At 51.4% G+C, this 4675-nt stretch carries 1 protein-coding gene; it reads left to right on the top strand.

Going from position 1 to position 4675, the window contains the following annotated elements; genetic code table 11:
- Positions 1-4675 (top strand): hypothetical protein (locus tag HKN79_11205; protein ID NNC84134.1); only part of this gene is annotated, 4675 nt, incomplete at both ends.

Here is a 4675-nt window from a genome sequence, read left to right as displayed (position 1 = left end):
TCATCAAAGTGCCTGAGGAATTGCTCAGTTCTCAAGACAAGAAGAAAGGTCACAGCCCACTGATGTATTTCCCTTCAGATGGAAGTAAGCAGATCATCGTTTCAAGCTATGGCAAAGGAGAACATCTGGACCTCTATTATGTAAATCGAACATCGAGCGTTGGATACACCGAACCAGTGAAATTGCCCGGGGTGGTCAACAGTCCATTCGATGAGGACTTCCCCTTTCTCCATGCCGATGGCCGCACACTGTATTTCTCCTCCAAAGGCCACAATAGCATGGGAGGCTATGACATCTTCCAAGCAGAACGCAATCTCTCGACCGGAGTATTCGAAAATCCGGTCAATTTGGATTTCGCTATAAGCTCTCCAGATGATGATATCTTCTATGTGGTCGATCAAGACACACGCTTGGCTCATTTCGCCTCCACAAGGAATAGCGAGGAAGGTCGTCTGCATGTCTACCAAGTGGCAGTACGTGCGGCACCTTTGGAATTGGCTATCGTAAAGGGCACGCTTGACAACAGTTCAGGAGGAAGTCGTAAGGCGCAGATCAAGGTGATCGATGCCAGTACCAATGAAGAATTAGGAGCCTATCGCACCGATGCGAATGGCAACTATCTCATCGATCTCCCCGGGGCAGGGAAGTACAAGTTCTTCATCGATGTGGAAGACAGTCAGATCACCCATACCGGGCTGGTCGATGTACCCTCCTTTGGCAAGATGCGAGCCTTTGAACAGGATATGGAACTTGTGGACGTCTCCAATCAGGAGAAACTCGTCATCAAGAACAATTTCGATACAGAACCTACTGAGGATGTCATGGTGCTTGCTCAGGAGATTCTCAAGAACAAAGCAGAACTCGAGGTCAATTACGATGAGGAGTCCCTCGCAGAGGCTGAGAGTGCCCCCTTGAGTCCCCAAGATATGGCCATTCAGGCTGGTTTCTCTCAGGATACTCCCATGGAGACCATATTGGAAACCGCCTATGCCCAAGCGGCCGCAGTTTCTGAGCAGGTCATGCTGGAAAGTGAAGAACGAGACCAGGCCTATGGACGGGCGCAGGCCAAACTCACTCAGGCCGAGGCACTCACCCAAGAGGCCAATACACTCTACACAGAATTACAATCCACCCAAGAGCAAGGAGCGCGCGATCGACTCTTGGTAGCCACTTCTCTGAAGAGGCTGGAGGCAGAGAAACTTACCCGGGAGGCAGAAGTGGCACTCTCCCTCGCCCAGCAGATGGATATCATGGTCAAGGAGAACGAATCGACCAAATCCAGACTCATCCAACGGAACGATGCCATAGAACTGGCACTTCAAGAAGGGAAGGGTCAAGAGGCCGTAGAACTCCTCAAGGACGTGAAACGATCTGAGGATAAAGGCTCTGGAATGGTAGATGCTCTGGAGACCAGCACCAAATCATCGCTGGAGCTCAATCGGGAGTCTCAGCAGACCCTGAGCCGTCTCGAGCGTATACAAGAAGATAGGAACCGGGTACAAACGACCATCCTGACCAAGGAGAATACACTAGCACGTACCAAGAAGCAGAAGGAGAAAAAAGCCATAGAGGCGGAACTGACTGCACTCAGGAGCGAGCTGAGCGATCTGGAGGCGCAAGTAGAACGTAAGTCCAGCGAATTGGAGGAAATGCAGGTCAGCTCTGATATCGCTACATCTTCAGCAGAGCTTCTGGAGCAGATGAGATTGGGAGAGGATCCCGATATGCTCTCTGTACAGAAAGTTGAAACGACTTCTGAAGGACTGGAGACGACCACCGCGGGCATAGTGTCGGTCAAGCAATCACAAGAAGAGATCATTCTCAAGGATCAGGAGATCGCCATGATCCTAGCTCGCAGTCCGGAGATATTGAGTGGATATAGACCAGAGCAACAAGTACTCATGTCGCGATTCACTGAAATGGACTTTGCAGATGTTGAACTTCCAGTAGGATCTATGGATACGTCCGATTCCGATATGGCTGATGAAGAGTTGGAGTCGGCATCCACATCTGAATCCGGATCGGTGTCCAATGAGGAGGTCGATGTACAAGAGCAGTCTACTCAAGAGGTGAATACGCTCACTGGACAAGAGTCGGACCCTGGATCAGAAGAGGAATTGGCGAGCGCTCCATCAGGAATGACTTCATCCATGAACACTGATGAATTGCTCCTGGAAATACGTGCCGATTACCCATCGGCCCGTGCAGATATCGATTCCAGTGACATGGACCCGGTGGAAAAGGCTCAAGCCAAGATCGACCTCAATCGCGCTGCCATACAGTATGTGGAGCAAGAGATCCTACTTACCCGCTACAGCCCGGGCTATGCGGAGGATGAAGCCAAGCAAGAAAAGGTGACCCGAATGCGGGAACTGGTAGATGACTTGAAGACCGATATGCTCTTCATCGCCAAGGAAAGCGAGGTGCCTGATGAGGAACTGCCTGCAGTGGCAAGTAGAGGAGGAGATGCACTCAACATACTCCAGCGTGTAAGTGCCGATGAGGGACTCAGTGAAAAGGTGGAAGCGCATTACGCGGCCTTGGCCGAGATCAATAGCGAGGAGTCCTCTACGGATATCGTACAACTGAGCTCTAGGGCCAAGCAACATGTGGAGTTCATCCAAGAACTATATGAAGAGAGAGAAGGGATGCAGAGCGATGAGAGCATCGATCCAGAGGTCCGTACTGCATTGGAAGAATTCATCCAATTGAAGGAAGAAGAACTCGAACGTGACGTGGACCTATGGCAAGAAGCGACCGATGTGGAGTTCTCAGAGGCGGAAAAGACCATCGCTACACATAGTTCTACCTATCTAGCTGAACGCAGTCTCGCTCAAGCTCAAGGTGCTCAAGCGGCTATTAATGCATTGAACTACAAGAAGGCACAAGACCTACTGGCAGAGGTCGATGAGGGCGATCAAGCACGATGGACCAGTGAGGAGATCCAGCAACTCGAGGAAGTATCCACTTCAGAGTATGTGGCAGATGTGGCGAGCGAGGAGGAAGATGCGCAAGAGACCAGTTCTGCTCCGGTGAGAGCTGAAACAGTCAAGTCGCTGATCGCTAGTCCCTTCGATCTGAAGTTCTTGGGAGAGAACGAGAAATGGAGCAAAGAGCTCTTCGACAATCGCAGGTCCAGGAAGGAGAGCATGGCCCTGCAAGAGGTCATGGCCAACGTGCAGTGGGACGAACTGACTAGCGAAGAAGTCATGGAGAACGAGGTCGAGATAGCCGATGTACTCCAATCACCCATAGAGGAAGAACTCCTCTGGAAAGAGAAGGTCCTGCAGATAGCAAATAGGAAAGGGACCGGTTTCGTTGAAGTGGCCGATGTCATGGCCGAAGCTTATACATTGGACCAAACAGCCTCCGAATACCGCAAGAAAGCGGCAGAAGCGACCGTGCTTTCCGAGAAACACGATTTCACCAACAAGGCCTTGCTACTCGGTCTGAGCTCCCTCAACAAGATGGAAGAAGCCATCGCACTGGAAGTGCATCTCTCGAAAGCGAAGCCCATCGAAGAATTCCAATTCCAAGAAGCCCTGGTCATCGATCAGGCCATGTTCACAGAAGGAGATATCGTGGCTGTTGAACAAGAAGCTGACAGCACGTCTACACTGGCCGATATCGCATCGGAGGGGGAAAGGCCTGCTGAGGGTTCCGTTCAAGAGGAAGAAGATGCTTTGACGGAGGATAGCTCCGATACCCTGAGTGATGAGACTGCAGAGTCCGCCACGAATGATACTACGGATGAGAGTCAGATCCTTGATGATCCCGAATTGGCCAATGCCCCATCCATATCGGCTTCAGAGGACATCGATGGCATCGAGCGTATCAGTAGTTCCATAGCCGTGCAGCGCTATCCAGAGCTAAGCGCCCAACTCACCGATCAGAAGATACGTCCGGTATTGGACCTTCAAGCAGAGATGTTGACCAGAGAGGCCATGGTGGAGAACTATGGATTCGAATCGGATGAGCGGGCCTCTCAACTCAATGAGGATGAGATCCAGATGATGCGTCAGAATGAGACCGAACTGGCGGGTCTAACGAACTACGAGACCGAACTGGATGCTACCTTGGAAAATTATAAGACCGAATTAGGGACACGCAAAGTACAGCTGGCCGAAGTCATCGATGTCATTGCCGATCAAGGCTCTACTGCGGAATTGGAGTACGAGAAATCCCGGCTAACGGCCGAGGTACAGGTCATCCAAAGCTATATCGACCAAGCAGAGGCCAATCAGGTAGAGATCGCCCAAGAGAAAGAGAACATCCGTGCGGTGCAGGAGGCAGCCTTGGTCAATGCGGCCACTACCCGTGCAATAGAGGATGAAAGTGTGGCAATGGAAGCAGAGATCGATCCTGAGGAAGAAGAATCTATCCCAGATCCGATAGGAGAGGTGGAAGAAGTCCCTTCTAATCCCATTGAAGAAGTGGTCGAAGCCCCAGAGCCAGCTGTGTCACCTGTTCTGAATGAGTATGGTATCCCCGAAGTGCTCGTTGCGGATGTATTTACCGTGCGCACAGACAAGCCTGCTCGTACCGAAGGCATCCCGGTCAATGTCCCCTTACCCAGTGGGACGGTCTATCAGGTGCAGGTGGGAGCTTTCAGGAACCCTATCCCCAATGAGCTGTTCTCCGAATTCGACCCGATCGTAGGGGAGCAGATCAGCTC

The organism is Flavobacteriales bacterium, assembly GCA_013001705.1.
In the GTDB taxonomy this organism is placed as follows: Bacteria; Bacteroidota; Bacteroidia; order Flavobacteriales_D; family JABDKJ01; genus JABDLZ01.
This window is presented reverse-complemented; position numbering and strand designations above follow the sequence as displayed.